Consider the following 25,294-nt stretch of genomic DNA (forward strand, 5'->3'; position numbering starts at 1 on the left):
CGATGTCGGCTCATCGCATCCTGGGGCTGTAGTCGGTCCCAAGGGTTGGGCTGTTCGCCCATTAAAGCGGTACGCGAGCTGGGTTCAGAACGTCGTGAGACAGTTCGGTCCCTATCCGTCGTGGGCGTAGGAAATTTGAGAGGAGCTGTCCTTAGTACGAGAGGACCGGGATGGACGCACCGCTGGTGTACCAGTTGTTCTGCCAAGGGCATAGCTGGGTAGCTATGTGCGGAAGGGATAAGTGCTGAAAGCATCTAAGCATGAAGCCCCCCTCAAGATGAGATTTCCCATAGCGTAAGCTAGTAAGATCCCTGAAAGATGATCAGGTTGATAGGTTCGAGGTGGAAGCATGGTGACATGTGGAGCTGACGAATACTAATAGATCGAGGACTTAACCATATAATATGTAGCAAATGTTATCTAGTTTTGAAGGAATATGCCTTCATAGTTTGGTGATGATGGCAGAGAGGTCACACCCGTTCCCATACCGAACACGGAAGTTAAGCTCTCTAGCGCCGATGGTAGTTGGGACCTTGTCCCTGTGAGAGTAGGACGTCGCCAAGCAACTAAAAACACAAGTCATTTGACTTGTGTTTTTTTGTATTGTTAAAAAGAATAGGAAAGAAGTAATGGTAATACAAACACGTTGCCCAAGAGTTAATCATATTATATAAAAGATGGGTGTATATTTTTCTGTAAATTGTTAAGGATTAGAAGTATAAAATAGGTTCACTTAAATAGGGAGGGAAGGTTATGAAATTACAAAGTGAAGTTTGTATTGTTTGTGAGACAAAAAGAAAAGAAGGTATATATGTTTATAATAATTTAATATGCTATGAATGTGAAAAGGATATGGTGAATACAGAGACAGATGATCCGAAATATATACATTATTTAAAGCAGCTTCGAAAATTAGAAGTATCATATTTTTAAATAGGCATATGCCTATTATTTTTTTTGTTCTGTATAATAGATAGAGAATGAATAATAAGGAAGAGATGTAGATGAATCAAAATCGTATGCCTTTATATGAGGCGTTAATAGAGTTTAAAGAAAGAGGGCCGTTATCCTTTCATGTTCCAGGTCATAAGAATGGTTTAAACTTCCCTCAGGAGGCAATAAGAGAGTTTAAAGATATTCTATCTATTGATGTAACTGAGTTAGCAGGACTAGATGATTTGCATAGTCCGTTTGAATGTATAGATGAGGCACAACAATTATTGGCTGAAGTTTATAATACAAAGAGGAGCTATTTTTTAATTAATGGTTCAACAGTCGGGAACTTAGCAATGATTTTGTCTTGTTGCGGGGAACATGATATTGTTCTTGTACAAAGAAATTGCCATAAATCAATTATTAATGCTTTAAAACTTGCGGGAGCAAATCCCATTTTTTTAGATCCATGGATTGATGAAGCTTATAACGTACCGGTGGGAGTTCGTAACGAAATTATTAAGAAAGCAATTGAAAAGTATCCAAATGCGAAAGCACTCATTTTAACGCATCCTAATTATTATGGTATGGGTATGGATCTAGAGGCAAGCATCGCTTTTGCACATGCACATAAAATCCCTGTTTTGGTAGATGAGGCACATGGGGCACATTTGTGCTTGGGAGAACCATTCCCGAAGTCAGCATTAACATATGGTGCAGATATTGTAGTTCATTCTGCACATAAAACATTACCCGCAATGACAATGGGTTCCTATTTACATATAAATAGTCACTTAGTAGACGAAGAGAAGGTTACTACTTATTTAAGTATGCTACAATCTAGTAGTCCATCGTATCCAATTATGGCTTCCTTGGATATAGCACGCTTTACAATGGCGCGTATAAAAGAAGAAGGTCACAGTGAAATTGTTGAGTTTTTACGAAGATTTAAGGAACAATTACGTTCTATTCCCCAAATCGCCATTTTAGAATATCCGTTGCAAGACGAGTTAAAGGTCACCGTACAAACTCGTTGTCAGTTATCAGGGTACGAATTACAGTCTGTATTTGAAAAGGTCGGTATATATACAGAGATGGCTGATCCGTACAATGTCCTATTTATTTTACCCTTACAAGTAAATGAGGGATATATGAAGGTTATAGAGATGATCCGAGTAGCATTGCAACATTATGAGGTGAAAGACAAGAGGGAATCTATTCGTTATACTTATAAAGGTGAATTCTCTCTTTTACCGTATACGTATAAACAACTAGACGGATATGAAACAAAGATAGTATCTATAGAAGAGGCTGTTGGAATGATAGCGGCGGAAATGGTGATTCCGTATCCACCTGGAATTCCATTGATTATGTATGGAGAGAGAATTACTTCAGAGCATAAAGAGCAAATTATGTATTTAGAGAGAGCAGGAGCTCGTTTTCAAGGGAATACGAAATATATGAAAGTGTATGATATAGAAAGTAGGTTTTAGGATGAAGGGATTATTTGTAACAATTGAGGGCCCAGAAGGTTCAGGTAAAACAACGTTAATTAAAAGCTTATTGCCATATTTTGAACAAAAAGCACAAAAGGTAATGGCGACAAGGGAACCAGGCGGTATTGCAATTTCTGAGGACATTAGGACGATTTTACATAAACAAGAATATACGATGATGGAAGCACGTACAGAAGCGCTTCTTTATGCTGCTGCGCGCAGACAACATTTAGTAGAAAAAGTTATGCCAGCACTTAATGAGAACTACCTCGTGTTATGTGATCGTTTTATAGATAGCTCTTTAGCATACCAAGGCTATGCAAGAGGATTGGGTATGGATAAGGTATTTGAAATAAATCGTTTCGCAACAGAGGACTGTATGCCTAGTTTAACAATTTATCTAGACATTGAGCCTGAGGTTGGTTTGGCTCGGATTGAAAAAGATGCAGGACGTGAAGTAAATCGACTAGATATGGAAGATATCTCTTTCCATAAACGTGTGCGCGAAGGGTATTTACAAGTTGTAGAACGTTTCTCGGATCGTATTGTATTGGTAAATGCTGATCAGCCGATGGAAAAACTTATAGAAGAAGTTGTTCAGCTTATAGAAGATAAATTGTTATAATAGAAGGAAAGAATGAAATAAGTGAGGTATGCATTATGACGAAGACGTGGGAGCAGCTTTCTGCTATACAACCCATCGGTGTAAAAATGTTGATGAATAGCATTGCAAAAGAGCGTATATCCCACGCTTACTTGTTAGAGGGAGGGAAAGGGACAGGAAAGTTTGCGACAGCAATTCAAATGGCAAAGAGTTTCCTCTGTTCTGAGCGAAATGGGGTAGAGCCCTGCCATGTATGTACAAACTGTAAGCGAATTGATTCAGGTAACCACCCTAACTTACATATTGTAAAACCAGACGGATTATCTATTAAGAAGCAGCAAATTCATGATTTACAAGAAGAGTTTTCAAAAACAGGATTAGAAGCAAATAAAAAATTATATATTATTGAGCATGCAGATCGTATGACAGCAAATGCGGCAAATACACTTTTGAAATTTTTAGAAGAACCAAGTACTGATACAACTGCTATTTTACTTACTGAACAAAGTCATCAAATTTTAAATACGATTTTATCTCGTTGCCAAGTTGTTACGTTTAGACCGTTACCTACGGAATCTTTAATTAGAAGATTACAGGATGAAGGGATTACAGCATCTTTATCGACACTTGCTGCTCAACTTACAAATAGTTTTGATGAAGCTTTAGCTTTATGTAGTGATGAATGGTTTGCACAAGCACGAGCTTTAGTGATAAAATTATGTGAAGCGCTCGAAAAAGATAAAACCTCTATTTTTTTTGTACAAGAAAAATGGGGAAAACACTTTGGAGAGAAAGAACAATTACAGCAAGGTTTAGATATGTTACTCCTTATTTATAAGGATTTATTATATGTTCAACTTGGAGAAGAAGATCGTCTTGTTTTTCATGAGCAGAAAGAGATGTTTGAATCGTTTTCCTATGCTCAGAAGCGCATTGTATCAGCTCTCTTTAATATATTAGAGGCAAAAAATAGAATCAACGCTAATGTAAATGCGCAGCTTGTGTTCGAACAGTTAGTGTTGCGGTTGCAGGAGGGATGACCGTTTTGTATGATGTAGTAGGTGTTCGCTTTAAGAAGGCCGGGAAGGTATATTACTTTGATCCAAATCAGTTCGATATCTCTGAAAATGAGTTTGTCATTGTAGAAACGGTAAGAGGTATTGAATACGGAAAAGTAGTTATTACCAAAAAACAAGTTGATGAAAACGACGTTGTATTACCGCTAAAAAAGGTTATTCGTATTGCAAATGAAAATGATCGTACCATTGTTGAAGAGAACAAACATGCTGCCAAAGAAGCATATCAAGTCTGTCAACAAAAGGTAGTAGAGCATAATCTTGATATGAAACTTGTAGATGTAGAGTATACATTCGATCGTAATAAGATTATTTTCTATTTTACTGCGGATGGTCGGATCGATTTCCGCGAACTAGTGAAGGACTTAGCCGCAATTTTTAGAACAAGAATTGAACTAAGACAAATTGGTGTTCGTGATGAAGCGAAGATGCTAGGTGGTATTGGTCCATGTGGTCGTATGCTTTGTTGTTCTACTTTTTTAGGGGATTTTGAACCTGTATCCATTAAAATGGCAAAGGATCAAAATTTATCATTAAATCCTGCAAAAATCTCTGGTTTATGTGGTCGCTTAATGTGTTGCTTAAAATATGAGAATGATGAATATGAGGCAGCAAAGGAACAACTTCCTGATTTAGATCAACGTATACAAACCCCGCATGGTACTGGCCGTGTTATCGGATTAAATATTTTAGAAAGATTAATTCAAGTGGAACTAGTAGACAAGGAACGGATAGTAGAATATACGTTAGATGAGTTAGTAAATAAAGGGGTCGTTTCGAGTCAAACCACAGATTAATGAGGTGGGTGCTTGTGGAGAAAAAAGATATTTTTGAATCGGTTTCTAGTATGGAAGAGCAAATTGGACATTTATACAAACAGTTGGGAGAGTTAAAACAGCATCTTGCAGAGTTGTTGGAAGAAAACCAGCATATAAAAATGGAAAATAACAATTTGCGACACCGTTTTGAAGAAGTGCAGAATAAAGAAAAACAAAAAACTCAAAAACGTAAAGAAGTGAAGCCAAAAACAGATATTGGTGAAGGCTATGACAATTTAGCGAGACTGTATCAAGAAGGTTTTCATATTTGCAATCTACATTATGGAAGTGTACGTAAAGAGGGAGATTGTTTATTCTGTCTGTCATTCTTAAATAAAAAGTGAAATTACCTTTCCAATTATAATTGGAAAGGTAATTTTTTATACATGAAATAGGGTAGGTTAAGGGTAAGAAAAGGAGCAGTATATGAATTTATATGAAGATGAACGTTTAGATTACTTATTAGCACAAGACATGAAGATTATACAAAGCCCATCAGTATTTAATTTTTCTTTAGATGCCGTTTTACTTGCAGATTTTGCATGGGTACCAATTCAAAAGGGGAATTTACTTGATTTGTGTACAGGTAACGCGGTTGTTCCCCTTCTATTAAGTACAAGAACAAAAGGAAATATTACTGGTGTGGAAATTCAAGAACGCTTATATGATATGGGAGTAAGAAGTGTTCAATACAATGGGTTGGAAGAAAGAATTCACCTCATACATGGAGATTTGAAAGATATGCCAGAGAAACTTGGGCGTCATCAATATGATGTTGTTACATGTAATCCACCATATTTTCAAACACCTCAAACTTCAGAGAAAAATATGAATGAACATTTAGCGATAGCTCGTCATGAAATTATGTGTACATTAGAAGATGTTGTATCTGCAAGTAGTCAGTTAGTAAAACAAGGTGGGAAAGTAGCGTTTGTACATCGTCCAGGGCGATTACTAGACATTGTCACATTAATGCGTAAATATAAAATTGAACCAAAGCGTGTGCAATTTGTTTATCCTAAGGTTGGAAAAGAAGCAAATACATTGTTAATTGAAGGAATTAAGGATGGAAATGCAGATTTAAAAATTTTACCACCTCTCGTTGTATATGAGAACAATAACGAATATACAAAGGAGCTACGTTCAATTTTATATGGAGAAGAATAAGCATTTTTTTTATGTGGTAGAGTGCTCTGATGGAAGTTATTATGCTGGATATACAAACCATATAGAAAAGAGAATTCAGACTCATAATAGCGGCAAAGGAGCTAGGTATACACGCGCCAGGCTTCCTGTCGTTTTAAAATATGTAGAGACCCACAATGATAAGCGTACAGCTATGCAAGCGGAGTATTACTTTAAGCAATTAACGAGAAAACAAAAAGAGGCATATATGCAAAAAGGAGAACGCTATGTGGCAACAAAAAAGCTTTCAACAAAATGAAAAGGGAGTTTTATATTTAGTACCAACTCCTATTGGAAATCTAGAAGATATGACATTTCGTGCAATCCGAATTTTAAAAGAAGTTGATTTAATTGCTGCTGAAGATACGAGACAAACGAAAAAACTTTGTAATTATTTTGAAATTGAAACACCTGTCACGAGTTATCATGAGCACAATAAAGAAGTAAGTGGGAAGAAACTATTAGAGAAATTAGAGGATGGAAAGAATATAGCACTTGTTAGTGACGCTGGTATGCCGTGTATTTCTGATCCAGGTTACGATATTGTTGTTGAGGCAGTAGCTGAGCAATACCATGTAATTCCGCTTCCTGGAGCAAATGCAGCCCTTACAGCATTAATTGCATCCGGCCTTGAAACACAGCAGTTTTATTTCTATGGTTTCTTGCAGAGAAACAAAAAGGAACGGAAGATGGAGTTAGAAAAGCTTCGTTATGTACAAACTACAATGATGTTTTATGAAGCGCCTCATCGTTTAGATGATACTTTAATTTCGATGCAGGAAGTGTTGGGAAATAGAGAGATTGTATTATGTCGAGAGTTAACGAAAAAATTTGAGGAATTTATTCGAGGAACAATCGAAGAAGCAATTGAGTGGACGAAGCAAAATGAAGTACGTGGTGAGTTTTGTATTTTAGTAGCAGGTTCAACAGAAGAACCAGCTCCAGAAGAACAATGGTGGGAATCTCTTTCGGTATATGATCATATTGAACACTATATAAATGAAAAAAGTATGAATTCAAAAGAAGCGATTAAAACAGTCGCTAAAGATCGAGATTTGTCGAAAAGAGATGTATATCAAATCTATCATGTCGATAAAAAATAAGCTTCTCATAATTGAGAAGCTTATTTTGCTGTTTCGATATAATCTTGAAGTTCGTTTAAGATTTGCTCAGCGCCTTCTTTGCTTAAGATGATTTTACCTTCAGCTAAAGAAAGGTTACCGTCAGATACTTCACCAGTTACTTGGCAAGTCATGTTTGGTTTATATTTCTTTAAGATGATTTTTTCGTCATCAACATAGATTTCAAGAGCGTCCTTTTCTGCAATACCTAAAGTACGGCGTAATTCGATTGGAATTACTACACGACCTAATTCATCAACTTTACGAACAATACCAGTAGATTTCATAATTTTTTTCCTCCTAAATAAATAGTTTATAAGTTTCGAGTCTATTTTTAGATTCGTCATTTTTCGACAAAATACCCTATGGACATATGATACCAATCATTTACATTTCCGTCAATTCTTAAATTCTATATTTTTTAAAAAGATTTATAGATTTCTTATTTCTTATATATAATAGATTGAGAGGAAATTCCACAATTATTTACGATATTTTCTGAAAAAATAATAAATTTAAAGTGGAGATTGTATATTTTTTTGAAATATGAGCAATAGATGATAAAGATATTGAGCATTAAGACCTAAATTTAAAATTAGGTTGGCGTAAAGAAGATAAATTAGATTTGGGCTGCTCGTAAAAGCCTAATTAATGTGGGCTAATAATTAGTGGGGAGGAACAAAAACCCTACTGATTAAAGTTTCACTTTATATATGAGTTTTTGATATACTGTTTATAAATACATATGAGGTTATTCGGGAGGTCCAAAACAATGACAGAGGAAAATAAGTCCTTTTATATTACTACCCCAATTTATTATCCAAGTGGAAAATTACACATTGGACATGCTTATACGACAGTAGCAGGAGATGCGATGGCACGATATAAGCGTATGCAAGGTTATAATGTGCATTATTTAACAGGAACTGATGAGCATGGACAGAAGATCCAAAAGAAAGCAGAAGAGTTAAATATTACGCCACAGGCATATGTTGATAACATTGTTTCAGGAATTAAAGAGCTTTGGGAGAAGATGGATATTTCTTATGATGATTTTATTCGTACAACTGAAGATCGTCATAAAGATGTTGTCGAAAAAATCTTTAAGCAATTAGTAGATCAAGGTGACATTTATCTTGATGAATATGAAGGTTGGTATTCTGTACAAGATGAGACGTTCTATACAGAGCATCAATTAGTAGATCCAATTATGGAAGGCGACAAAGTAGTTGGAGGAAAAAGCCCAGATAGTGGTCATGATGTAGAACTTGTTCGTGAAGAATCTTATTTCTTTAGAATGGGTAAATATGTCGACAGACTATTAAAATTCTATGAAGATAATCCACATTTCATTCAGCCGGAGTCTCGTAAAAATGAAATGATTAATAATTTTATTAAACCAGGATTAGAAGATTTAGCAGTTTCTCGTACTTCATTTGACTGGGGAGTTCGTGTTCCTGGTAACCCAAAACACGTTATTTACGTATGGGTTGACGCATTATCTAACTATATTACGGCGTTAGGTTATGGAACAGCAAATGAAGAGAAATATAAAAAATTCTGGCCTGCAGATGTGCATTTAGTTGGGAAAGAAATTGTTCGTTTCCATACAATTTATTGGCCGATAATTTTAATGGCATTAGATTTACCTCTTCCGAAGAAAGTCTTTGCTCATGGCTGGATTTTAATGAAGGATGGAAAGATGAGTAAGTCAAAAGGAAACGTAGTAGATCCAGTTACATTAATCGATCGTTACGGATTAGATGCATTACGTTATTACTTACTTCGTGAAGTTCCATTTGGATCTGATGGCGTATTCACACCAGAAGGATTTGTGGAGCGTATTAATTTCGACTTAGCAAATGACTTAGGTAATTTATTAAATCGTACAGTAGCTATGATTGATAAGTACTTTAACGGAGAAATCCCTGCATTTAAAGCAAATGTAACGGAATTTGATGAAACGTTAGTAGCGTTTGCACAAGATACTTTGAAAAAAGTAGAAGAAGCAATGGAGAATATGGAGTTCTCTGTAGCGTTAGGATCTATTTGGCAATTGGTTAGTCGTACGAATAAATATATTGATGAAACACAACCATGGGTATTAGCAAAAGATGAGAATGATCGTGAAAAGTTAGCTTCTGTAATGGCTCACTTAGCAGAAGTACTTCGTCAAACAGGTATTATGCTTATGCCATTCTTAACAGTAGCACCAAGCAAGATGTTTGCTCAGCTTGGCCTTACTGATGAAGCTCATAAATCTTGGGAAAGTCTATCTACAATTGGCTGCATTCCAGCTGGAACAAAAGTAGAAAAAGGAAACCCAATTTTCCCTCGTTTAGAAATGGAAGTGGAAGTAGAGTACATTAAAGAACAAATGAAAAGCTCTGCTCCTAAAGTAGAAGAGAAAAAAGAAGAAGAACCGAAGGCAGAAGAAATTACAATTGATGATTTCTTTAAAGTAGAATTACGCGTAGCTGAAGTACTATCTGCTGAACCTGTGAAAAAAGCAGACAAGTTGTTAAAAATTCAACTAGACTTAGGCACAGAAAAGCGTCAAGTTGTTTCTGGAATTGCAAAATTCTATTCACCGGAAGACTTAAAAGGTAAAAAGGTTATTTGTGTAACAAACTTAAAACCTGTAAAATTACGCGGTGAATTATCGCAAGGTATGATTTTAGCGGGTGAAGAGAATGGCGTATTGTCATTAGCATCAATTGACCAAAATCTACCAAATGGTACAAAAATCAAGTAATTAAGACAAGAAAAGAGATGTTTCACGTGTAACATGTGTGAAGCGTCTTTTTTCTTTTTACACTCTCTATTTTTGCATTAAGATTGTAGTATTGTTATCGTTAAGTTATTAAAGAACTTATTTTTGTAGAATAAACTTGATTTCAATATAAAAGGAGTTATGTATTATGTTGTTTGATACACATTCACATTTGAATGCAGAGCAATTCGAAGGAGATTTGCAAGAGGTTATTGCCCGAATGAAAGAAGCGGGAGTTACTTATACAGTTGTTGTTGGTTTTGATGAAGTAACGATAAAAAAGGCGATGGAATTAGCTGAAGCCTATGATTTTATTTACGCTGCGGTTGGGTGGCACCCAGTTGATGCAATCGACATGACAGAAGAACATTTAGCTTGGTTAGAAGAACTTGCTTCTCATCCTAAAGTCGTTGCACTTGGAGAAATGGGCTTAGATTATCACTGGGATAAGTCTCCAAAAGAAATACAGAAAGAAGTATTCCGTAAACAAATTGCATTAGCGAAAAAAGTAAAATTGCCGATTATTATACATAACCGCGATGCAACTCAAGATATTGTTGATATTCTAGAAGAAGAGAATGCAGCTGAAGTAGGAGGCATTATGCATTGCTTTAGCGGCAGTGTAGAGGTAGCAGAGCGATGTGTTGATATGAACTTTTTAATTTCGTTAGGTGGACCAGTTACATTTAAAAATGCTAAGAAGCCGAAAGAGGTTGCTACGGAGATTCCATTAGAGAAATTGTTAATAGAGACGGATTGTCCGTATTTAACGCCGCACCCATTTCGAGGGAAACGAAATGAACCGAGTTATGTAAAACTCGTAGCAGAAGAAATTGCGAATTTAAAAGGAATTTCTTATGAGGAAGTAGCAGAAATGACAACTAAAAATGCAAAAGTTTTATTTGGTGTTGAATAAAAAGAACGGGGGAACCTGTTCTTTTTTATTTTGAGAAAAACTAGTAGAAGTGATGAAGAAAATAAATGTGAATGATGAAGTGTTACAATAAGGACAGAGAACAAAGATTTTTCTATTCTATTTTTTAAAATATAAGAATGGGGAAAATAATAATGGAAAAGTCGTCATTTTTTTGTTTTACTAAGTAGAGACGAAATGAGTGTGGAGGCAAGCATGAAAATAAAAGAGATTATCGTTGTAGAAGGTAAAGATGATACAGTTGCGATTAAGCGTGCTGTTGATGCGGATACAATTGAAACGAACGGTTCAGCAATCGGTGATCATGTTATTGAGCAAGTTAAATTAGCGCAACAAAAAAGGGGCGTTATTATTTTTACAGATCCGGATTATCCTGGAGAGCGTATTCGAAAAATTATTTCTGACAAGGTTCCTGGCTGTAAGCATGCCTTTTTACCGAAGGAAGAAGCGCTTGCTAAAAGGAAAAAGGGTGTCGGGATTGAACATGCTTCTAATGAGTCGATTCGCCGTGCTCTAGAGAATATACATGAAGAAATGGAAGCTTACACAAGTGAAATTAGTTGGAGCGATTTAGTCGATGCAGGCTTAGTGGGCGGAGAAATGGCAAAGAGCCGCAGAGAAAGAATGGGTAAGCTATTAAAGATTGGTTATACAAATGCAAAACAGTTACATAAACGATTACAGATGTTTCAAGTTTCAAAGGAATCATTTGCAGAAGCTTATAAGCAAGTAATACAGGAGGAAAAAAAATGAAGGATATCGCAACGCCAAATCGTACAAAAGACATTGTTGAAAAGTATGGATTTTCATTCAAAAAAAGTTTAGGACAAAACTTTTTAATTGATACAAATGTATTAAATCGTATTGTCGATCATGCAGAAATTGGTTCAGAAAGTGGTGCAATTGAAATTGGACCAGGTATTGGTGCATTAACAGAGCAATTAGCGAAGCGTGCTAAAAAAGTAGTGGCTTTTGAAATTGATCAAAGACTATTACCAATTTTAGATGAGACGTTAGCGCCATATGGTAACGTTACAGTTATTAATAAAGACGTACTAAAAGCAGATGTACATGAAGTATTTAATGAGCAATTTGAAGAAGGACAAGATGTAATGGTAGTAGCTAACTTACCATACTATATTACAACGCCAATTTTATTTAAATTGCTTGAAGAAAAGTTACCAGTTCGTGGATTTGTTGTTATGATGCAAAAAGAAGTTGGAGATCGTTTAGCTGCTAAACCTGGAACGAAAGAGTATGGTTCTTTATCGATTGCCATTCAGTATTATACAGAGGTTGAAACAGTTATGACTGTACCGCGTACAGTGTTTGTACCACAGCCAAATGTTGATTCTGCAATTATCCGCCTTCTAAAGCGTCCTAAACCGGTTGTAGAGGTGAAAGATGAAACGTTCTTCTTTGAAGTAGTACGAGCAAGTTTCGCACAGCGCCGTAAAACTTTAATGAATAATTTATCAAATAATTTAAATGGTTTCCCGAAAGATAAGGAGTTATTGGATCGAATTTTAACAGAAGTAGGAATTGATCCAAAGCGAAGAGGCGAAACGCTATCTATTGAAGAGTTTGCAACATTAAGTAATGCATTAGTTCTTCATAAATTATCATAAGAATATGAAAGGGACAGTTCAAGTTGAACTGTCCCTTTTGTCACCTTTCTCTCTCTAAATTCATACTTTAAAAACAGGTAAGATGGCCTAATGAGTTTGGAGGTAGGAGAATGGTTTTACATGTTGGAGAATTAGTGGAACGATATTCTCATAAGAGGGATATTCTTTTTCGTATTATAGAAATAAAAGGCGAGATAGCTATATTGTTTGGAGAGGAAATTAGACTGGTGGCGGATGCGCCACTTGAAGATTTAATTAGTATAGATCAAAGAGAACATAAAAAAAGGGTGAAGCGTGAGAAAGAAACAATGGAGCGCACGTACCGTTTGTTTCAACAAGATTATGTGCTGATGAAACAAAGGCATGAACATACTTCAACTGGTGGATATACAAGTGAGGTGAATTATTTTCAAATGCCGGGACGTGTATTGCATATAGATGGAGACCCTTTATATTTGCGCAAGTGCTTAGATTTATATAATAAAATTGGCGTTCCTGTTCAAGGTATTCATTGTAAAGAAACGGAGATGCATGAAAAAGTAGTAGACTTAATAGATCACTTTCGCCCAGACATTCTCGTTATTACAGGGCATGATGCATATACAAAATCAAAAGGAGTGAAGGGAGATTTAGCGGCATATAGGCATTCAAGGCATTTTGTACAGGCTGTTCGTGAAGTGCGAAAAAAATATCCATCATTGGATCAACTTGTTATTTTTGCTGGGGCATGTCAATCACATTTTGAGGCACTAATTCGTGCAGGGGCCAATTTCGCTAGTTCACCATCTAGAATTAATATTCATGCACTAGATCCTGTATATGTAGTTGGTAAAATTAGTTTTACTTCATTTATGGAGAGAGTCAATGTATGGGATGTCGTACGTAATACAATTACTGGTGAAAAGGGACTAGGTGGAATTGAAACGAGAGGGATTTTACGAACGGGATTACCTTTTCAACATTATGAAGAGTAAGCAGGGTACATATGTATCTTGCTTTTTTGTATGGAAGGATTTAAATGAATTTGGATAAAAAGAGGCAAGAACGTACAGACTACGTAATGATACTTTTACAATATAGTATTTCTTCTATCTATTCAAACGCAGGATGATATTAGCTGTGAATCGCGGTTAATAATTAGGATAGATATATCGTGCTTTAAGTGTTCAATCTAAATTACAGCGAGGTGTAGCGAAGTATATGTCAAAACGTTTAGATGAAATTAAAAGCGAATTAGATCACCATCTTGGACAGCGACTTATGTTAAAAGCAAATAGTGGAAGAAGAAAAACTGTGGAGCAATCAGGTGTACTAGCAGAAACATACCGTTCCGTTTTTGTTGTACAATTGGATCAACAAGAAGATGCGTTGCAACGTGTATCTTATAGTTATGCAGATGTTTTAACAGAGACAGTAGAGTTAACATTTTATGGAGACCCTCATAATGAGGTCATTTTATAATCCGTATATCATTACATATATTCCCAGAAATGAAAAGCTATATTATTTTGCATACTAACTATACCGTAGCAAAATAAGGAGGGACTCTGCATTGAGTAGACGAAGAGGTGTCATGTCAAACCAATTTAAAGAAGAGCTAGCAAAAGAGCTTGGCTTTTATGATGTTGTTCAGAAAGAAGGATGGGGCGGAATTCGTGCGAAAGATGCTGGTAACATGGTGAAACGTGCTATAGAAATTGCAGAACAGCAATTAATGAAACGAAACCAGTAGTTGTAAGATACTTTCTATGCTACGGTAGCCGAGGAGACATTCCTCGGCTTTTTGTACTCTAAAAGGTGCCATCATTTTACATAAGTAGTTTCATTCTGAATGCTTTTCGTTATAATTAGGGAAGTGTCATCGTCTTACTATAAATTTATGGTAAAATAAACGATAAAAGATTGAGTACATAGAGTGGGTGAATAGATTGAAGCTACTAGTGAAAGCACCAGCAAAGATTAATCTGTCGTTAGATGTACTGGGAAAAAGACAAGACGGATATCATGAAGTGAAAATGATTATGACAACCATTGATTTAGCAGATCGTCTAGAACTAACGGAATTAGCAGAAGACCGTATTGAAATTTTATCCCATAATAGGTATGTCCCAGACGACCAACGAAATTTAGCTTATCAGGCAGCGAAATTATTAAAAGAGAAGTTTAATGTAAAAAAAGGTGTATCTATTACTATTGAAAAAACGATTCCAGTAGCAGCTGGATTAGCAGGTGGAAGTAGTGATGCAGCAGCGACATTACGTGGTCTTAATAAATTATGGAATTTAGGGCTTACAATTGATGAGTTAGCAGAGCTTGGCGCAGAAATTGGATCAGATGTATCGTTCTGTGTATACGGCGGCACAGCAATTGCCACTGGAAGAGGAGAGAAAATTGAGCATATAAAGACTCCGCCTTCTTGTTGGGTTATTTTAGCGAAACCACATATAGGTGTATCTACTGCTGATGTGTATGGAAATTTAAAGTTAAATCGAGTTACACATCCAAATGTAGATAAAATGGTTGATGTCATAAATTCTGGTGATTATAAAGGAATTTGTGATACTGTTGGTAACGTTTTAGAAGATGTAACATTTGGAATGCATCCTGAAGTTGCCCGTATTAAATCACAGATGAAGCGATTTGGAGCGGATGCTGTATTAATGAGTGGAAGTGGTCCAACTGTATTTGGACTTGTACACCATGATTCACGAATGCATCGCATTTATAACGGATTAAAAGGATTTTGTGAACAAGTCTATGCGGTACGTTTATTAGGAGAGCGAGAAACGCTTGAATAAAGACGTATAATACGTTATGATTTGTTTAGAATATTCGTGATTTGAGGTGAGAGTATGAAAATTAGAAGAAGTACAAGATTAGTCGATATGACTTATTACTTGCTACAAAACCCTCGTCAGCTAGTATCTCTCACTTTTTTTGCTGAAAGGTATCAATCGGCTAAGTCTTCCATTAGTGAAGATTTAGTTATTATTAAGCAAACGTTTGAACAACAAGGGGTCGGCACATTGCAAACGATACCAGGAGCAGCAGGAGGAGTGAAATATATACCGTATATAAGTGAAGAAGAGGCAGATCTAATTATTGATGAGCTTTGTGGCTTATTTGAAAACCCAGATCGTATTTTGCCTGGTGGTTACTTATACATGACAGATTTATTGAGTAATCCTCGCCATATTAATGGCGCAGGTCGTTTGTTTGCTTCTGTTTTTGCTAGGCAACCAATTGATGCAGTTATGACGGTGGCAACGAAGGGGATTCCACTTGCTTATGCAGTGGCAAATTACTTAGATGTACCAGTTGTAATTGCAAGAAAAGATAATAAGGTAACAGAAGGTCCGACTGTTAGTATTAACTATGTGTCGGGTTCTTCTAAACGAATTCAAACAATGACGTTAGCAAAACGCAGTCTTCCAGAAGGGTCGAATGTTTTAATTATTGATGACTTCATGAAAGCTGGCGGAACAATTCAAGGTATGATGAGTATGTTAGAAGAGTTCAAGGCTAATGTTGTTGGTATTGGTGTATTAGTAGAATCCACAGATATTGAAGAACGACTAATTAATAATTTTGTATCATTAATTCGTCTATCGGAAGTTGATGTGAAAGAAAAAACGATTCAAGTGGAAAAAGGGAATTATTCTCTTGCACCATTTGATGAAGGGCTTGTAGAGGCGGAATAAAAGATAGAGCAGATAGCTCTATCTTTTTTTATTTTATTTATAGATTATAAAATAGATGGACAAACTGCCTTTCGTACACTATTTTTAAAGAGTAAAATAAATAATAAAAGGGTGAAAAGTATGAAAGTTGTTCAAACAAGCAAGGCACCACAAGCAATTGGACCTTATTCACAGGGGATTATTGTAAATAACATGTTCTATAGCTCAGGACAAATCCCATTGACGGCAAATGGGGAGCTTGTAACAGGAGATGTAACAGTACAAACAGAACAAGTATTTCAAAATTTACAAGCGGTATTAGAGGAAGCAGGTGCTTCATTTGATACAGTCGTAAAAACAACAGTATTTTTAAAGGACATGGATGATTTTAATGCTGTAAATGAAGTGTATAGCTCTTATTTCTCTACTCATAAACCAGCTCGATCTTGTGTGCAAGTAGCAAAATTACCGAAAGATGTTTCCGTTGAAATTGAAGTAATTGCCCTAGTTAAGTAACCTTTTGTAAGCGATAACCTCCGCTAATCTCTATATTCAACTACATTAAAAATTTTTATCTTAAAAATTTTTAAAAAATTAAAGGGAAAATAGAAAATTTGTGGAATTTATACAAATATATCGCTTATTTAGAAAAGGGTGGTGAACACAAGATGGAAGTGACTGACGTAAGATTACGCCGCGTAAACACAGAAGGCCGCATGAGAGCAATTGCCTCTATTACTCTAGACCATGAATTTGTTGTTCATGATATTCGTGTAATTGATGGTAATAATGGATTATTTGTAGCAATGCCAAGTAAACGTACTCCAGATGGAGAGTTCCGTGACATTGCACATCCAATTAATTCTGGTACACGCTCTAAAATTCAAGATGCGGTTTTAACAGAGTATCATCGTTTAGGCGAGTTAGAAGAGGTTGAGTTTGAAGAAGCAGGTGCTTCGTAAAATTCGAATGAAAAGGGCTTTTAACAAAAAGCCTTATAATTTTGTAGCAAACTCCTGTAAGCATTTACAGGGGTTTGTTTTTTTTGTTTTATATTTGGAAACTTCATAATTTATTAACATAAAAAGAAGAAACTACTAATTTTTTCAAAATCATTTTAAATAGTATAGCTTATTTCTTAAAAAAGATACTAAAGAGTAAAACATCTTATAAGAATTATGGTAAAATTTAATAGTTAAAATGTGTTTCTTGAAATATATGATGATTTAGGATAATATCTTTAATGGATAAATAGGTTGCGATGGAGGGTCTATATGTCAAACAGATTTGCAGTGATTCTAGCTGCAGGTAAAGGCACACGTATGAAGTCAAAGCTATACAAAGTGCTGCATCCTGTATGTGGAAAACCTATGGTACAACACGTAGTCGATCAAGTATCTCAATTAGGATTGCAGAAACTTGTAACGGTTGTTGGACATGGTGCTGAAATGGTACAAGAACAGCTAGGGAACGTAAGTGAATTTGCATTACAAGCAGAACAACTTGGTACAGCACATGCTGTAGATCAAGCTGCAAGTGTACTTGCAAATGAAGAAGGAACAACTTTAGTTATTTGTGGTGATACGCCTCTAATAACTGCTGAAACAATGGAAGCATTACTTCAGCAACATAAAGAAGCAGGAGCAATGGCGACGGTGCTAACAGCATACATAGAAGAGCCTGCTGGATATGGCCGTATTGTTCGTAATGAGAATGGTCATGTTGAAAAGATTGTTGAGCATAAAGATGCAAATGAGAAAGAATTAGCTATTAAAGAAATCAATACAGGTACGTATTGTTTTGATAATAAGGCTTTATTTGCTTCACTTTCTAAAGTTTCAAATGATAACGTGCAAGGTGAATATTACCTTCCAGATGTTATTGAGATTTTAAAAAATGAAGGTCATATCGTATCAGCTTATCAAACAGAGCAGTTCGATGAAACGTTAGGTGTTAACGACAGAGTCGCTCTATCGCAAGCGGAAATTATTATGAAAAACCGTATCAACCGAAAGAACATGGTAAATGGTGTTACAATTATTGATCCAAGTAACACTTATATTTCTGCTGATGCAATTATCGGTAGCGATACAGTTCTTCATCCAGGAACAATTATTGAGGGGAACACTGTAATTGGTTCTGATTGTGAAATTGGACCGCATACAGTAATTCGCGATAGTGAAATTGGAGATCGTACGACAATTCGACAATCTACTGTACATGATAGTAAGCTTGGTACGGAAGTATCGGTTGGTCCATTTGCACATATTCGCCCAGATTCAGTTATTGGAGACGAAGTACGCGTTGGAAACTTCGTGGAAATCAAAAAAACTGTCTTTGGTAATAGAAGTAAAGCTTCACACTTGAGTTATATCGGGGATGCACAAGTTGGAGAAGACGTGAATCTTGGTTGTGGTTCAATTACGGTGAACTATGACGGTAAGAATAAATTCAAAACTGTGATTGGTAATGGGGTATTTATTGGATGTAATTCAAACCTTGTTGCTCCAGTAACAGTTGAAGATGGTGCTTATGTGGCGGCAGGCTCTACAATTACAGAGAATGTTCCATCAAAAGCATTATCGGTAGCACGTGCACGTCAAGTTAACAAAGAAGACTATGTTGATCAATTGCTGAATAAGAAAAAATCATAATAATGTGGAGGGTTAATCTAGATGTCGACTCAATATCTAAATTCTAATTTGAAAGTATTCTCTTTAAACTCTAATAAGGAACTTGCTGAGCAGATTGCAAAGCATATTGGAGTAGGACTAGGAAAATGTTCTGTTGATCGTTTTAGTGATGGAGAAGTTCAAATTAACATTGAAGAAAGTATCCGTGGTTGCGATGTATTCATTATTCAATCTACAAGCTTCCCAGTAAACGAACATATCATGGAATTACTTATTATGATCGATGCATTAAAACGTGCATCTGCGAAAACAATTAATATTGTTATTCCTTACTATGGTTATGCGCGTCAAGACCGTAAAGCGCGTTCTCGTGAACCAATTACATCGAAACTTGTAGCAAACTTGCTTGAAACAGCAGGTGCAACTCGTGTAATCACTCTAGATTTACATGCTCCACAAATTCAAGGGTTCTTTGATATCCCAATCGACCACTTAATGGGTGTACCGATTCTTTCTGATTACTTTGAAACAAAAGGTCTTAAAGATATCGTAATCGTGTCTCCTGATCATGGTGGTGTAACTCGTGCAAGAAAAATGGCAGATCGTCTAAAAGCGCCAATCGCTATTATTGATAAGCGTCGTCCTCGCCCGAACGTTTCAGAGGTAATGAACATTATCGGTAATATTGAAGGCAAAACAGCGATTTTAATTGATGACATCATTGATACAGCTGGTACAATTACATTAGCAGCAAACGCTCTTGTTGAGAACGGTGCTTCTGAAGTATATGCTTGCTGTACACACCCAGTATTATCTGGTCCAGCAATTGAGCGTATTCAAAATTCAAACATTAAAGAGTTAGTTGTAACGAACTCTATTGTATTACCAGAAGAGAAGAAAATCGACAAAGTACATGAACTTTCAGTTGCTCCATTAATCGGAGAAGCAATCATTCGTGTATACGAAGAAGAATCCGTGAGTGTATTATTCAATTAATTGGATAGGATGAGACGTAACCAAAATTGGTTACGTCTTTTCGTATCGAAAAAAGAAAGTAGTGGTACAAGAATGAAATTGATAGTAGGACTTGGGAACCCAGGTAGAGAATATGAATTAACAAGGCATAATATTGGATTTATGGCCATTGATGAACTTGCGAAGCGTTGGAACATTTCTTTGAATGAACAAAAATTTAAAGGTGTATTTGGTGCAGGGTTTGTTAATGGAGAAAAGGTAATCTTATTAAAGCCGCTAACATACATGAATTTATCTGGGGAAAGTATTCGTCTACTCATGGATTATTATAAAATTGATGTTGAGGACTTCGTTGTTATGTACGACGATTTAGACATTCCTGTAGGTAAATTGCGTCTTCGCATGAAAGGTAGTGCCGGTGGACATAATGGTGTAAAGTCAACGATTTCGCACTTAGGAACACAAGAATTTCAACGTATCCGTATGGGAATTGATCGCCCGAAAAATGGAATGAAGGTAGTCGATTATGTATTGGGACGCTTTACATCTGAAGAGATTCCGGATGTTAACCATTCTATTGAAAAAGCAGCGGATGCATGTGAAGAGTGGCTAAATAAGCCTTTTCTTCAAATCATGAATACTTTCAATAGTTAAAAATGAGATTGGGAATATTTCTCTTTTGTTTTACCCATACTAGTAGTAATTGAATTTTTAGGAGGCTAGTATGGAAGGGTATTATTATTGCAGACACTGCGGAGGTAATGTAGGCTTCATTAACGCAGAAAAAGTATATAGCGACGTTTTATTTCAACTAACGGAGCAAGAAGTAGTAGAAATGATTCATTTTCATGAGAATGGAAATATATATATAAAAACGATTTGTGAATCGTGTCAAGAAACGCTCGCATCTTATCCTGAGTATTATGAGTATGAAAAATTTCTGCAATAAAATGTTGTCGCTTTGGCATGTCCAAAGCATTTTTCTGTTTTCCTTTTCCAAAATATTTGCATAAAATAGAATGACTTGCTCTTTATGTTGAGAGGAGTTTTAAAAATGATAGGTTTATTAGAGCAATTTTATAAAAATGAAGAGATACAATCGGTTATTAATGGGTTAGAAGATGGGTTAAAAGAACAACTTATATCAGGGATGGCAACGTCTTCTCGTTCATTATTAATGGCGGCTTTATATAAAAAAACAAAAAAATCACAATTAATCGTGACACATAACTTATACCAAGCACAAAAAGTACATGAAGATTTAGTGGCGTTACTTGGTGAAAAAGATGTGTGGTTATATCCAGTGAATGAACTGATAGCATCGGAAATTGGAGTTGCAAGTCCAGAATTGAAGGCGCAACGTATAGAAGTGTTAAATCGCTTGGCTGCGGGAGAGAATGGAATCATTGTAGCGCCAGTGGCAGGATTGCGTAGATTTTTACCAATAAAAGAATTGTGGAAGCAAAAGCAAGTTGAAATCAATCTAGGGCAAGAGATTGATTTAGATGCGCTCTTGCATACTTTACATCATATTGGCTATGAACGTAAGTCGATGGTAGAAGTTCCAGGAGAGTTCAGTTTGCGTGGGGGAATATTAGATATTTATCCTTTAACTGAAGAACTACCATTTCGTATTGAATTCTTTGATACAGAAGTCGATTCTATTCGATTATTTGATGTGGATGAACAGCGTTCTCAAGGTAAAAAAGAAAGCGTTAGGTTTGGTCCGGCAACAGAGTTTTTATTTTCACAGGAAGAATTAAAATCAGGAATTCAGCATCTTGAAGAAGGCTTGACTAAGACGATGCAAAAACTTTCTGATGATAAACTAAAGACTAAAGTGCTTGAGACGGTAAGTCATGAAATTGAGATGTTGAAAAACGGGCAAAGTATAGAACAGATGTTTAAATACTTATCTATTTTCTATAAAGAACCTGCTAGTCTGATAGATTATTTACCAGAAGATGGTGTTGTAATTTTAGATGAGATTTCCCGTATTCAAGAGACAGCATCACATCTTGAAACAGAAGAGGCGGAATGGTATATATCACTTCTTGGTGAAGGAACAATTATTCAAGATTTATCTTTCTCTCACCCATTCGAGGGGTTTCTTCATCATAAAAAAAGAAGTTTTGTATATTTAACGTTATTCTTGCGTCATATCGCACACACACATCCGCAAAATATTGTTAATGTAACATGTAAAACAATGCAAGATTTCCATGGACAGATGAATTTGTTAAAAACAGAAATTGATAGATGGAATGAAGGGCATTTTACGACTGTTGTACTTGGAACAGATGATGAACGTGTGAAAAAATTACAACATATTTTAAGTGATTATGATATTGAGGCAGATATTGTAGAAGGTACAGATATTTTATTGCCTGGAAGGTTACAGATTGCTGTAGGTGATTTACATACAGGATTTGAAATGCCGATGCAAAAGCTTGTTGTCATTACTGAAAAGGAGCTTTTTCATAAGAAAGTTAAAAAATCACAACGTAAACAAAAGTTATCGAATGCTGAACGTATTAAAAGTTATTCAGAATTAAAAGTTGGAGATTATGTAGTTCACGTAAATCATGGTATAGGTAAATTTTTAGGTATTGAGACATTAGAGATTAATGGTGTTCATAAAGATTATTTAAATATTAAATATCAAGGTAATGATAAGCTATACGTTCCAATTGAACAAATTGATCAAGTTCAAAAATATGTAGGATCTGAAGGTAAGGATCCGAAAGTTTATAAATTAGGTGGTAATGATTGGAAGAAGGTTAAAACGAAAGTTGAAAAATCTGTACAAGACATTGCGGATGACCTAATTAAACTATATGCTGAGCGCGAAGCTTCAAAAGGCTATGCATATACGCCAGATACGGCAGAACAACAAGAGTTCGAATCATCTTTCCCGTATCAAGAGACAGAGGATCAGTTACGTTCTATTGACGAGATTAAAAAAGATATGGAACGCGGACGCCCGATGGATAGGCTCCTTTGTGGTGACGTAGGGTATGGAAAGACTGAAGTGGCTATTCGTGCGGCATTTAAAGCAATTATGGATGAAAAACAAGTTGCAATTTTAGTACCGACAACGATTCTTGCGCAGCAACACTATGAAACAATTCGAGAGCGTTTTCAAGATTATCCGATCAATATAGGCTTATTAAGTAGATTCCGTACGAGAAAACAACAAAATGAAACAATTAAGGGCTTAAAGGATGGAACAGTAGATATTGTAATCGGAACACATCGTATTTTATCTAAAGATGTTACGTATAAAGATTTAGGGCTTCTTATTATTGATGAAGAACAAAGATTTGGTGTAACACATAAAGAAAAAATTAAACAATTGAAGGCGAATGTTGACGTATTAACATTAACGGCAACTCCGATTCCGCGGACGCTTCATATGTCTATGCTTGGTGTGCGCGACTTATCTGTTATTGAGACACCACCAGAAAATCGTTTCCCAGTCCAAACGTATGTAGTCGAGTATAATCCAGCGTTAATGCGAGAGGCGATAGAGCGAGAGCTTGCAAGAGGTGGTCAAGTTTACTTCCTATATAACCGTGTAGAGGATATTGAAAGAAAAGCAGATGAAATTTCGATGTTAGTTCCAGATGCCCGCGTAACGTACGCACATGGGAAAATGAACGAAAGCGAATTAGAGTCTGTTATGCTATCATTTTTAGAAGGACAGCATGATGTTCTTGTAAGTACAACAATTATTGAGACGGGTGTAGATATTCCGAATGTAAATACGTTAATTGTATTTGATGCAGATCGTATGGGATTATCACAGTTGTATCAGCTTCGTGGGCGTGTTGGACGTTCTAATCGTGTTGCATATGCATACTTTGCATATAAACGTGACAAAGTGCTGTCAGAGGTTGCAGAGAAGCGTCTACAAGCAATTAAAGAGTTCACGGAACTTGGATCTGGTTTCAAAATTGCGATGAGAGATTTATCTATTCGTGGAGCAGGTAATTTGTTAGGGGCAGAACAGCATGGATTTATTGATTCTGTCGGATTTGATCTATATTCTCAAATGTTAAAAGATGCAATTGAACAGCGTAGAGGAACAGATGGGGCTGAAAATATAGTTAATGTTGAAATTGACTTAGAGGTAGATGCATACTTACCAGATGCTTATATTTCAGATAGTAAGCAAAAAATTATGATGTATAAACAATTTAGAGGTGTTTCTGCAATTGAGGATATTGAAGAATTGCAGGAAGAAATGATCGACAGATTTGGCGATTATCCACAAGAAGTTGGTTATTTATTACAAATTGCAAATATTAAAGTGTTGGCAATGAAAGAACAAATTGAATTAATTAAGCAGAATAAATTTGAAGTAACATTTCTGTTTTCTGAACAAGCAAGTCAAAATATTGATGGTGGAAAATTATTCATGCTCGGAAATAGTTTTGGACGTATGATCGGTTTAGGAATGGAAGGATCACAATTGAAAATTGTTATGAAAACAAATGGCTTAGAGACATCGAAGTGGTTAACAATTGCTGAAAATTTATTAAAAGGCTTACCAGATGTAAAAAAAGAAGTAATAAATGCCTAAAATAAGATAAAAAAATACAATTCGACGTGCATAGAAGAACTAATGTGTAAAATACTATATCTAACAGTTGGTGATTTTTACATGAACAGGTAAATTCACCACTTTGATCATCAGTAGAAAGTGAGGCAGCATTAGAATGAAAGCAACTGGAATCGTACGTCGAATTGATGATTTAGGCAGGGTCGTAATCCCGAAGGAAATTCGTAGAACTTTACGTATTCGAGAAGGAGACCCACTAGAAATATTTGTTGATCGCGATGGAGAGGTAATTTTAAAGAAGTATTCTCCAATTAGTGAGCTAGGTGATTTTGCAAAAGAATATGCTGATGCTTTATATGACAGCTTAGGACATAATGTGCTTGTGTGTGATCGAGATTCTATCATCGCAGTATCAGGCGTATCGAAAAAAGAATACTTAAATAAAAGTGTTGGCGATTTAATTGAAAAAACGATGGAAGAACGAAAGTCTGTTATTATGACGGATGAAAGTGATATTTCCATTATTGATGGTGTAACAGAAAAGGTTCATTCTTATACAGTTGGACCAATTGTTGCAAACGGAGATCCGATTGGAGCCGTCATTATTTTTTCAAAAGAAGCTATTATAAGCGAGATCGAGCATAAAGCGGTTAATACTGCTGCCAGTTTCTTAGCGAAACAAATGGAACAGTAAGGGTATATTGATTTTAGAAGTAGCAATCTTTCCTAATTATGATCTTTCTTTTTGAGAAATCAATTATTTGGAGATATATGTATATTGAATGAAGGTAGCACTTTGCTACCTTTTTTCGTTGAATATTTTTAACGTGTAGGAACTCATTATTACCCGTGTTGGTAAGGGAGTTTGTTCTTT

27 protein-coding genes, 1 rRNA gene and 2 other annotated features are annotated in these 25,294 nt (G+C 35.8%); of the genes, 27 read left to right on the forward strand and 1 reads right to left on the reverse strand.

The window, feature by feature from the left end; genetic code table 11:
* Positions 1 to 106 (forward strand) — a sequence feature (23S ribosomal RNA rRNA prediction is too short).
* Positions 107 to 125: 19 nt separating this feature from the next.
* Positions 126 to 387 (forward strand) — a sequence feature (23S ribosomal RNA rRNA prediction is too short).
* A 61-nt stretch (positions 388 to 448) separates the two neighbouring features.
* The 10 genes from rrf to rsmI all read left to right on the forward strand — a co-directional run bounded on the left by rrf (position 449) and on the right by rsmI (position 7,215).
* Positions 449 to 564 (forward strand): 5S ribosomal RNA (rrf, locus tag BAQ53_RS00100).
* A gap of 189 nt (positions 565 to 753) precedes the next feature.
* Entirely contained in the window at positions 754 to 933 is a 180-nt protein-coding gene (locus BAQ53_RS00105) for a sigma factor G inhibitor Gin (protein ID WP_000776279.1), read from the forward strand.
* 71 nt (positions 934 to 1,004) lie between these two features.
* Positions 1,005 to 2,426 carry an aminotransferase class I/II-fold pyridoxal phosphate-dependent enzyme gene (locus tag BAQ53_RS00110; protein ID WP_001075296.1) on the forward strand — a complete coding sequence of 474 codons (1,422 nt, stop codon included), beginning with the start codon at positions 1,005 to 1,007 and terminating at the stop codon, positions 2,424 to 2,426.
* A 1-nt stretch (position 2,427) separates the two neighbouring features.
* On the forward strand, positions 2,428 to 3,054 hold the full coding sequence (tmk, locus tag BAQ53_RS00115) for a dTMP kinase (RefSeq protein WP_000677219.1): 627 nt from the start codon (positions 2,428 to 2,430) through the stop codon (positions 3,052 to 3,054).
* A gap of 35 nt (positions 3,055 to 3,089) precedes the next feature.
* Complete coding sequence (gene holB / locus BAQ53_RS00120) at positions 3,090 to 4,073, forward strand: DNA polymerase III subunit delta' (RefSeq protein ID WP_208906413.1); 984 nt, start codon at positions 3,090 to 3,092, stop codon at positions 4,071 to 4,073.
* Between the two features lie 5 nt (positions 4,074 to 4,078).
* Positions 4,079 to 4,906, forward strand: a complete 828-nt coding sequence (locus tag BAQ53_RS00125; protein ID WP_000272429.1) for a PSP1 domain-containing protein — start codon at positions 4,079 to 4,081, stop codon at positions 4,904 to 4,906.
* Between the two features lie 14 nt (positions 4,907 to 4,920).
* Positions 4,921 to 5,271 carry a DNA replication initiation control protein YabA gene (gene yabA / locus BAQ53_RS00130; RefSeq protein WP_000412063.1) on the forward strand — a complete coding sequence of 117 codons (351 nt, stop codon included), beginning with the start codon at positions 4,921 to 4,923 and terminating at the stop codon, positions 5,269 to 5,271.
* A gap of 82 nt (positions 5,272 to 5,353) precedes the next feature.
* Positions 5,354 to 6,094, forward strand: a complete 741-nt coding sequence (locus BAQ53_RS00135) for a tRNA1(Val) (adenine(37)-N6)-methyltransferase (protein ID WP_001055366.1) — start codon at positions 5,354 to 5,356, stop codon at positions 6,092 to 6,094.
* On the forward strand, positions 6,081 to 6,371 hold the full coding sequence (locus BAQ53_RS00140) for a GIY-YIG nuclease family protein (RefSeq protein WP_000414352.1): 291 nt from the start codon (positions 6,081 to 6,083) through the stop codon (positions 6,369 to 6,371). Before BAQ53_RS00135 ends, BAQ53_RS00140 begins: the two co-directional genes overlap by 14 nt.
* The gene (rsmI, locus tag BAQ53_RS00145; protein ID WP_000267817.1) at positions 6,340 to 7,215 is read left to right on the forward strand and encodes a 16S rRNA (cytidine(1402)-2'-O)-methyltransferase; all 876 of its coding nucleotides are present in this window, start codon (positions 6,340 to 6,342) and stop codon (positions 7,213 to 7,215) included. The genes BAQ53_RS00140 and rsmI overlap by 32 nt, the downstream gene beginning before the upstream one ends.
* Before the next feature lie 20 nt (positions 7,216 to 7,235).
* Here the strand turns inward: rsmI and BAQ53_RS00150 are convergent, their stop codons facing one another.
* Positions 7,236 to 7,520, reverse strand: a complete 285-nt coding sequence (locus tag BAQ53_RS00150) for a transition state genes transcriptional regulator AbrB (protein WP_000843036.1) — start codon at positions 7,518 to 7,520, stop codon at positions 7,236 to 7,238.
* A 485-nt stretch (positions 7,521 to 8,005) separates the two neighbouring features.
* Here BAQ53_RS00150 and metG point away from each other — a divergent pair, with 485 nt between their 5' ends.
* The 17 genes from metG (at position 8,006) to spoVT (ending at position 25,114) form a co-directional block, all read left to right on the forward strand.
* A complete protein-coding gene (gene metG, locus BAQ53_RS00155; protein ID WP_000134143.1) occupies positions 8,006 to 9,988 on the forward strand; it encodes a methionine--tRNA ligase in 1,983 nt (660 codons plus the stop codon).
* A gap of 166 nt (positions 9,989 to 10,154) precedes the next feature.
* A complete protein-coding gene (locus BAQ53_RS00160; RefSeq protein ID WP_000895851.1) occupies positions 10,155 to 10,922 on the forward strand; it encodes a TatD family hydrolase in 768 nt (255 codons plus the stop codon).
* Positions 10,923 to 11,135: 213 nt separating this feature from the next.
* The gene (rnmV, locus tag BAQ53_RS00165; RefSeq protein WP_000692835.1) at positions 11,136 to 11,693 is read left to right on the forward strand and encodes a ribonuclease M5; all 558 of its coding nucleotides are present in this window, start codon (positions 11,136 to 11,138) and stop codon (positions 11,691 to 11,693) included.
* Positions 11,690 to 12,568, forward strand: a complete 879-nt coding sequence (rsmA, locus tag BAQ53_RS00170) for a 16S rRNA (adenine(1518)-N(6)/adenine(1519)-N(6))-dimethyltransferase RsmA (protein ID WP_000651547.1) — start codon at positions 11,690 to 11,692, stop codon at positions 12,566 to 12,568. Before rnmV ends, rsmA begins: the two co-directional genes overlap by 4 nt.
* A 110-nt stretch (positions 12,569 to 12,678) precedes the next feature.
* On the forward strand, positions 12,679 to 13,542 hold the full coding sequence (yabG, locus tag BAQ53_RS00175) for a sporulation peptidase YabG (RefSeq protein ID WP_000242868.1): 864 nt from the start codon (positions 12,679 to 12,681) through the stop codon (positions 13,540 to 13,542).
* A 226-nt stretch (positions 13,543 to 13,768) separates the two neighbouring features.
* Positions 13,769 to 14,029, forward strand: coding sequence for a biofilm formation stimulator Veg (gene veg, locus BAQ53_RS00180; RefSeq protein ID WP_000044347.1), 261 nt, complete (start codon positions 13,769 to 13,771; stop codon positions 14,027 to 14,029).
* 91 nt (positions 14,030 to 14,120) lie between these two features.
* The gene (gene sspF / locus BAQ53_RS00185) at positions 14,121 to 14,300 is read left to right on the forward strand and encodes an acid-soluble spore protein SspF (protein WP_002094215.1); all 180 of its coding nucleotides are present in this window, start codon (positions 14,121 to 14,123) and stop codon (positions 14,298 to 14,300) included.
* 196 nt (positions 14,301 to 14,496) lie between these two features.
* A complete protein-coding gene (ispE, locus tag BAQ53_RS00190; RefSeq protein ID WP_000772104.1) occupies positions 14,497 to 15,366 on the forward strand; it encodes a 4-(cytidine 5'-diphospho)-2-C-methyl-D-erythritol kinase in 870 nt (289 codons plus the stop codon).
* A gap of 54 nt (positions 15,367 to 15,420) precedes the next feature.
* A complete protein-coding gene (gene purR, locus BAQ53_RS00195) occupies positions 15,421 to 16,269 on the forward strand; it encodes a pur operon repressor (protein WP_000702466.1) in 849 nt (282 codons plus the stop codon).
* Between the two features lie 120 nt (positions 16,270 to 16,389).
* On the forward strand, positions 16,390 to 16,764 hold the full coding sequence (locus BAQ53_RS00200) for a RidA family protein (RefSeq protein ID WP_000869815.1): 375 nt from the start codon (positions 16,390 to 16,392) through the stop codon (positions 16,762 to 16,764).
* A gap of 152 nt (positions 16,765 to 16,916) precedes the next feature.
* Entirely contained in the window at positions 16,917 to 17,210 is a 294-nt protein-coding gene (gene spoVG, locus BAQ53_RS00205) for a septation regulator SpoVG (protein ID WP_000454041.1), read from the forward strand.
* 312 nt (positions 17,211 to 17,522) lie between these two features.
* On the forward strand, positions 17,523 to 18,902 hold the full coding sequence (glmU, locus tag BAQ53_RS00210) for a bifunctional UDP-N-acetylglucosamine diphosphorylase/glucosamine-1-phosphate N-acetyltransferase GlmU (RefSeq protein WP_000071039.1): 1,380 nt from the start codon (positions 17,523 to 17,525) through the stop codon (positions 18,900 to 18,902).
* A 21-nt stretch (positions 18,903 to 18,923) separates the two neighbouring features.
* A complete protein-coding gene (locus tag BAQ53_RS00215; protein WP_000107420.1) occupies positions 18,924 to 19,877 on the forward strand; it encodes a ribose-phosphate diphosphokinase in 954 nt (317 codons plus the stop codon).
* A gap of 72 nt (positions 19,878 to 19,949) precedes the next feature.
* Complete coding sequence (gene pth, locus BAQ53_RS00220) at positions 19,950 to 20,510, forward strand: aminoacyl-tRNA hydrolase (RefSeq protein ID WP_279615940.1); 561 nt, start codon at positions 19,950 to 19,952, stop codon at positions 20,508 to 20,510.
* A gap of 70 nt (positions 20,511 to 20,580) precedes the next feature.
* Positions 20,581 to 20,805 carry an anti-sigma-F factor Fin gene (locus tag BAQ53_RS00225; RefSeq protein ID WP_208906415.1) on the forward strand — a complete coding sequence of 75 codons (225 nt, stop codon included), beginning with the start codon at positions 20,581 to 20,583 and terminating at the stop codon, positions 20,803 to 20,805.
* Between the two features lie 105 nt (positions 20,806 to 20,910).
* Entirely contained in the window at positions 20,911 to 24,441 is a 3,531-nt protein-coding gene (gene mfd / locus BAQ53_RS00230) for a transcription-repair coupling factor (protein ID WP_208906416.1), read from the forward strand.
* A 136-nt stretch (positions 24,442 to 24,577) separates the two neighbouring features.
* Positions 24,578 to 25,114: a stage V sporulation protein T gene (gene spoVT / locus BAQ53_RS00235; RefSeq protein WP_000648302.1), complete on the forward strand. Its 537-nt coding sequence runs from the start codon at positions 24,578 to 24,580 to the stop codon at positions 25,112 to 25,114.
* Positions 25,115 to 25,294: the final 180 nt, after the last annotated feature.

The sequence above is a fragment of the Bacillus sp. B25(2016b) genome, assembly GCF_001679765.1.
Lineage (GTDB): Bacteria > Bacillota > Bacilli > Bacillales > Bacillaceae_G > Bacillus_A > Bacillus_A thuringiensis_K.

Coding starts and splice junctions, on each gene's coding strand:
- purR (WP_000702466.1), top strand. CDS start 15,421: ATGAAAATTAGAAGAAGTACAAGATTAGTCGATATGACTTATTACTTG.
- metG (WP_000134143.1), top strand. CDS start 8,006: ATGACAGAGGAAAATAAGTCCTTTTATATTACTACCCCAATTTATTAT.
- yabG (WP_000242868.1), top strand. CDS start 12,679: ATGGTTTTACATGTTGGAGAATTAGTGGAACGATATTCTCATAAGAGG.
- holB (WP_208906413.1), top strand. CDS start 3,090: ATGACGAAGACGTGGGAGCAGCTTTCTGCTATACAACCCATCGGTGTA.
- pth (WP_279615940.1), top strand. CDS start 19,950: ATGAAATTGATAGTAGGACTTGGGAACCCAGGTAGAGAATATGAATTA.
- BAQ53_RS00110 (WP_001075296.1), top strand. CDS start 1,005: ATGAATCAAAATCGTATGCCTTTATATGAGGCGTTAATAGAGTTTAAA.
- glmU (WP_000071039.1), top strand. CDS start 17,523: ATGTCAAACAGATTTGCAGTGATTCTAGCTGCAGGTAAAGGCACACGT.
- BAQ53_RS00150 (WP_000843036.1), bottom strand. CDS start 7,520: ATGAAATCTACTGGTATTGTTCGTAAAGTTGATGAATTAGGTCGTGTA.
- tmk (WP_000677219.1), top strand. CDS start 2,428: ATGAAGGGATTATTTGTAACAATTGAGGGCCCAGAAGGTTCAGGTAAA.
- spoVG (WP_000454041.1), top strand. CDS start 16,917: ATGGAAGTGACTGACGTAAGATTACGCCGCGTAAACACAGAAGGCCGC.
- BAQ53_RS00140 (WP_000414352.1), top strand. CDS start 6,081: ATGGAGAAGAATAAGCATTTTTTTTATGTGGTAGAGTGCTCTGATGGA.
- BAQ53_RS00105 (WP_000776279.1), top strand. CDS start 754: ATGAAATTACAAAGTGAAGTTTGTATTGTTTGTGAGACAAAAAGAAAA.
- BAQ53_RS00160 (WP_000895851.1), top strand. CDS start 10,155: ATGTTGTTTGATACACATTCACATTTGAATGCAGAGCAATTCGAAGGA.
- rnmV (WP_000692835.1), top strand. CDS start 11,136: ATGAAAATAAAAGAGATTATCGTTGTAGAAGGTAAAGATGATACAGTT.
- veg (WP_000044347.1), top strand. CDS start 13,769: ATGTCAAAACGTTTAGATGAAATTAAAAGCGAATTAGATCACCATCTT.
- mfd (WP_208906416.1), top strand. CDS start 20,911: ATGATAGGTTTATTAGAGCAATTTTATAAAAATGAAGAGATACAATCG.
- rsmA (WP_000651547.1), top strand. CDS start 11,690: ATGAAGGATATCGCAACGCCAAATCGTACAAAAGACATTGTTGAAAAG.
- BAQ53_RS00225 (WP_208906415.1), top strand. CDS start 20,581: ATGGAAGGGTATTATTATTGCAGACACTGCGGAGGTAATGTAGGCTTC.
- spoVT (WP_000648302.1), top strand. CDS start 24,578: ATGAAAGCAACTGGAATCGTACGTCGAATTGATGATTTAGGCAGGGTC.
- BAQ53_RS00135 (WP_001055366.1), top strand. CDS start 5,354: ATGAATTTATATGAAGATGAACGTTTAGATTACTTATTAGCACAAGAC.
- BAQ53_RS00200 (WP_000869815.1), top strand. CDS start 16,390: ATGAAAGTTGTTCAAACAAGCAAGGCACCACAAGCAATTGGACCTTAT.
- rsmI (WP_000267817.1), top strand. CDS start 6,340: ATGTGGCAACAAAAAAGCTTTCAACAAAATGAAAAGGGAGTTTTATAT.
- BAQ53_RS00215 (WP_000107420.1), top strand. CDS start 18,924: ATGTCGACTCAATATCTAAATTCTAATTTGAAAGTATTCTCTTTAAAC.